Below are 5,479 nucleotides of genomic sequence, written 5' to 3' on the forward strand. Positions count from 1 at the left end.
TTTAAAATTATATGACTGCTTTTTAGATAAGTAAAATCAATAAATTCTATCATTTTTCCAAAAAAAATTTTATTAATTTTAATATTGACAGAATTTATAGAATTGACTAATTTTTCAAGAAGACATAAAATCTACATAGACAATTCTCCCCTATAGAAGCGAGGTGCCTCTTGGAAGAAAAAGACTTTACCATCCTTCGATACATTGCCGAAGAGATGCATTTGACGAAAGCAGCAGAGCGGCTCTATATGACGCAGCCTGCTCTCACGTATCGGATACAGCAGCTGGAAAAAGAGCTAGGTACACAGATTTTGATCAAAAATGGAAAACGTATTAAATTTACATCGCAGGGAGAGTATCTCGTTTCCTTTGCCAATAAAATGCTTGTGGAATACCGGATAGCGAAAGACTCGCTCGCCAACATGTCTTCGGATGTGCAAGGAACCCTGCGAATAGGAGCAGCTAGTATCTTTGCCAAGTATTTTCTTCCCTCCCTGATGAAAAGTTTTGTCACCCAGTATCCTAAGGTCACTTACAACGTTTACACAGGTCCCTCTCCGAAAATCATTGAGCTTTTGGAAACTGAAAGCGTAGATATTGCCTTCATTCGGGGTGAATACAAATGGCCCAAGATAAAATTTCCAATTATGGAAGAGAATCTGTGCCTGATCTCCAAGCACGAGATCGACCTCGAGGAATTGCCCAATCAACAAAGAATCGAGTACAGCTATAAAATCAGGCAGCCCACCCTTGGAAAATACAGACCCCAGACATCTATCAATGACAACTTGCGCAGCTGGTGGGCGGAAAGATACAATGTGCCGCCACTAACAACTGTAATCGTAGACAGCTATGACATCAGCAAGGAAATGGTGATCAATGATCTCGGCTACGCTTTTATTCCCGAGCCCTTAATCAACAAGGATGATGGCCTGCACAAGACCAAGCTGTTTTTCAAAAATGGAGAAACCATCAAACGAACCACGTGGCTTCAGTACAAGGAGGCCTCCGAGCAGCTGAACATCGTCAAAAAGTTCATATCCTTTGTTCGCTCCCAGAGCTTTCACTCATCTTATTAAACACTCTTGATCAAAGAAGTGCTTTTTTACATTGATGAAATCCCTCAAGCATAATTGAGACTTATAATATTGAATAAAATCTTATTTACTAGAGAGGAGTCGCTTTTTCATGGACGATCGCAATTGGCTGATACTACATCTCCTCTATAGCCAAAAAAACATTACCAAGACCGCGCAGCTTTTATTTTTGACCCAGCCTGCCCTTACGAAGCGGCTGATGCAAATTGAAGCCGAATTTGGCGTAAAGATTGTAAATAGGGGGATCAAAGGGGTTCGTTTCACTCCGGAGGGCGAATTACTGGCAAAACGGGCTGGGCAAATCCTCACCTCGATTCGAGATATCAGGGAAGAGGTGTCCAATCTTCAGCAGAGTGTAGCGGGGACTTTGCGACTGGGAGTTTCCAATTTTTTTGCGAAGTATAAACTCCCGGGCCTATTAAAGCTTTTCAGCGAACAGTACCCCCTCGTTGACTTCCATGTGGAAACAGGCCTGAGCAAGGATGTTTTGCAAAAGGTCTACAACCACGATGTACACATTGGCTTTGTCCGTGGAGATTACAGCTGGCATGATCAAAAGAGACGATTGTTTGCAGAAAAGGTTCTGCTCGTGTCAAGAACTGAGACAAACCTCGCTCAATTGCCCGAGCTGCCGAGAATTGATTATGAGACAGACCAGATGTTTAAATCCTTGGTCGACAACTGGTGGGCAGAGAACTACAGTAAGCCTCCTTTGATTTCTATGAAGGTAGACCGGGGCGATACCTGCAAGGAGATGGTGCTGAATGGCTTGGGATATGCCATTTTACCATCCATGTTTGTCAGTGATATAGTTGATCTATATAAAATGGAGCTCCGTTCTCCGGAAAATGAACCTGTCCTGCGCAATACATGGATGTTCTATCACGAGGAGTCTTTGGAGAAAAACGTCGTCAAAGCCTTCATACAATTTATGGAGGGAATCGATTTAGAGGGTTCCGAAGAAAAGGACGAGTCATGAAAAATTCTTATGGTTGTTCATGCGGTTTTCTTATTTTTCGCATTTTCTTCCTCATGCTATACTTCAGGTGTTTTACTACATATCTGATGAGAGGTGAACATGTATGAAAACTGTAGAACAGGCAATATGGGCATTACCAACAGCCTTTCCTGTACACGGCAAAGAATATAGATACTATCCAATCCAGGCATTGGAGGAAGCGGGACTCGGCAATGTCTCTACCCTTCCCTACTGCATGAAAATCCTTTTAGAGGCAGCTGTACGAGAGTTTGACGGAGTGACTGTCACTGCAGAACATATTCGCAAGCTTGCCAATAGTACAATGGAGCGAGATCCAAACGAAGAGGTGCCTTTCAAGCCGACCCGCGTACTGCTGCATGACACGACAGGGTTGCCTGCATTAGTAGATCTCGCTGCCATGCGAGAAACCATGCAAGCTCTCGGTGGCAACCTATCATCCGTAAATCCGCAGATCCCTGTTGATCTCGTCATTGATCATTCCGTCATGGTAGATCATTATGGCACTTCAGATGCATTAGCCTTGAATCAAAGGAGAGAATTTGAACGGAATTTCGAGCGATTCCGGTTCTTTCGCTGGGCACAGAATGCTTTTCAAAATATACGGATTATTCCTCCCTCCACTGGGATTATGCACCAGATCAATATGGAATACCTCTCGGCGGTAGTCGCTTCCAAAGAGGATGATGGTATTACTGTCCTCTACCCCGATTCTCTTGTCGGCACGGATTCTCATACCACGATGATCAACGGTCTAGGCATCGTCGCTTGGGGTGTTGGGGGGATTGAAGCAGAAGCAGCTATACTCGGACAGCCCCTTTACTTCGTCCCTCCGGAAGTGGTCGGGTTTCGACTTACAGGTTCTTTACCAAAAGGGGCGACTGCTACGGATCTTGCCTTAACTGTCACTCATCTTCTCCGGAAAAAAGGCGTTGTAGGTAAATTTGTCGAGTATATCGGGCCCGGCGTCAGCACTATGAGCCTTGCCGATCGAGCAACTATCGCGAATATGGCACCGGAATATGGGGCGACCATGGGTTATTTTCCAGTCGATCAAGAGACCTTGAGCTACTTGCGATTGATCGGGCATACCGAGGAACACGTGTCCCTGGTTGAAGCGTACTACAGAGCACAGGGTATGTTTGTATCGGGAAGCAGTGAGGAGCCCGAGTATTCAGAAGTAATCGAACTTAATCTGTCCACGGTAGTTCCTTGTTTGGCAGGTCCCAAACGACCCCAGGACCAAATTCCTCTCTCTACTATGAAACAGGCCTTTCAGGAAGTAGTTCAGGCTTCCGTCTCCAAAGGCGGGTACGGCTTATCCGAATCCGATCTGACCAGATCGTCTAAAAGCTCTATGCTTCACCATGGCGCTGTCGTTCTTGCCGCCATTACGAGCTGCACTAATACTTCCAACCCAAGCGTTTTGATTGGTGCCGGTCTCCTCGCCAAAAAGGCTGTAGAAAAAGGGTTGAAGAAGCCTGCCTATGTAAAAACCTCGCTTACCCCTGGTTCCCGGGTCGTTTCGGAGTATTTAACCGAATCGGGTCTGTCCAAAAGTTTAGAAGCCCTCGGATTTCATGTTGCAGGATATGGATGCGCCACCTGTATCGGTAATTCTGGTCCGCTTCCCGAAGAGATCAAACAGGAGATCGTAGATCATGATCTTGTCACGGCATCCGTTTTGTCTGGCAATCGCAACTTTGAAGGACGTATTCACCCGCAAGTAAAAGCCAATTATTTAGCTTCACCTCCACTCGTGGTCGCCTATGCGTTAGCGGGAACGGTTACCATTGATTTCGCTACCGAGCCGATTGGTTACGATCACGATGGACAGCCCGTTTTCTTGCAAGAGTTATGGCCATCAGCAGCGGAAATACAGCACTGGATGAACCAGTCAGTCCGTCCTGAGTTGTTCCGCAAAAACTATCAAAATGTCCTTTTCGCCAATAAACAGTGGAATGCTATCGAGCCACCACAGGGGCAGCTTTATGAGTGGGACGCGGAATCTACATATATCCAGCAACCTCCTTTTCTTAATAATTTGTCTGTAGAGTTATCCGACATTGAGGAGATCAGAGCCGCTCGTGTTATCGCATATCTAGGGGATTCCGTCACCACTGACCATGCCTCCCCTTCAGGCAGTATACTTGCAACAAGCCCGGCTGGTCTCTACTTGAAGGCATTGGGAGTTGGTGTGGAAGACTTTAATTCGTATCCTTCCCGCCGAGGAAACCATCTCGTTATGAAGCGTGGGACGTTTGCCAATTCGCGCATACGCAATCTTCTGGCACCCGGCTACGAGGGCGGGGTCACTACCTATCTCCCGCGCGAGGAAGTCATGTCCATCTACGATGCCTCGGTTCACTATCAAGAGGATGGCATCCCATTGGCTATCATCGCAGGTAAGGAGTATGGCACTGGAAGCTCGCGTGACTGGGCTGCCAAAGGTCCTTATCTGCTCGGCGTAAAATTCATCATAGCGGAAAGTTTCGAACGGATTCACCGCAGCAATCTCGTGGGAATGGGCATTTTACCGCTCCAATTTGTAGTAGGAACAAGCGCCGCTACCCTCGGAATCACGGGTCATGAAAGCTTGGAAACCATCGGTTTGCAAAATGAGCTCGAACCGGGACAGACTATCCAAATGAAAGCCACCCGCCAAGACGGCAGCGCCTTTACGTTTGACGTCATCGTACGCTTGGATAATGTCGTGGAGATTGAGTATTATCGCAATGGTGGTATTATGCAGACCGTGGTAAGAAGGTTAGTTCGTGCCTGATCATAGATAGAAAAGGAAAAAGTCTCTTTGCTGACACGATGCCACTGAAAATCTAAGTATATATTCTTATATAATGGGATAAAAAAAGACGACCACCATTCTAATATAGAGTGGAATGTCGTCTTTTTAGCCTCCTATTCTTAAATTTAATTTTAATTAAAAAAGTAAAAATGATATAGGAATCTCTAGGTCCCAAATCATCTTTTTATTGATCTTTTAATTGATATCTGCAATAAATTTCCTAAGCATCATTTGAAGTATACCGCCATGGCGATAATATTCTATTTCTACCCGGCTATCTAAACGTGCAACTGCTTGAAAAGTAAAGGTCGATTGATCCTGGCGAGTAGCCAAAATGGTTATCATCTGCCTTGGCTGTATATGATCATCAATATTTAAAATGTCAAACGTTTCAAAGCCGGAAATTCCGTGTGATCTCCAACTTTCCCCAGGTGGAAATTCTAACGGTAGAACGCCCATTCCAACTAAATTACTTCTATGAATTCTTTCAAAGTTTTCTGCTAGTACCGCTTTAACCCCAAGTAACCTAGTTCCTTTAGCCGCCCAATCTCTTGAACTACCAGAACCATATTCTTTTCCAGC

General features: G+C 45.2%; 3 protein-coding genes and 1 pseudogene. 3 read left to right on the forward strand and 1 reads right to left on the reverse strand.

Going from position 1 to position 5,479, the window contains the following annotated elements; genetic code table 11:
* The first annotated feature begins 170 nt into the window (after positions 1-170).
* The 3 genes from DFO72_RS28840 (at position 171) to acnA (ending at position 4,876) form a co-directional block, all read left to right on the forward strand.
* A complete protein-coding gene (locus DFO72_RS28840) occupies positions 171-1,079 on the forward strand; it encodes a LysR family transcriptional regulator (protein WP_113885919.1) in 909 nt (302 codons plus the stop codon).
* 109 nt (positions 1,080-1,188) lie between these two features.
* The gene (locus DFO72_RS28845; RefSeq protein ID WP_113885918.1) at positions 1,189-2,076 is read left to right on the forward strand and encodes a LysR family transcriptional regulator; all 888 of its coding nucleotides are present in this window, start codon (positions 1,189-1,191) and stop codon (positions 2,074-2,076) included.
* Positions 2,077-2,179: 103 nt separating this feature from the next.
* On the forward strand, positions 2,180-4,876 hold the full coding sequence (gene acnA / locus DFO72_RS28850) for an aconitate hydratase AcnA (protein ID WP_134177339.1): 2,697 nt from the start codon (positions 2,180-2,182) through the stop codon (positions 4,874-4,876).
* Positions 4,877-5,092: 216 nt separating this feature from the next.
* Here acnA and DFO72_RS28855 read toward each other — a convergent pair.
* Positions 5,093-5,479 (reverse strand): annotated as a pseudogene (locus DFO72_RS28855) (aconitate hydratase); the annotation flags it as partial.

Source organism: Cytobacillus oceanisediminis (genome assembly GCF_004366035.1).
Classification (GTDB): Bacteria; Bacillota; Bacilli; order Bacillales; family Cytobacillaceae; genus Cytobacillus; species Cytobacillus oceanisediminis_C.

Bases quoted from the DNA above. Each gene is read 5' to 3' on its own strand.
- DFO72_RS28845 (WP_113885918.1), top strand. From the start codon at position 1,189: ATGGACGATCGCAATTGGCTGATACTACATCTCCTCTATAGCCAAAAA.
- acnA (WP_134177339.1), top strand. From the start codon at position 2,180: ATGAAAACTGTAGAACAGGCAATATGGGCATTACCAACAGCCTTTCCT.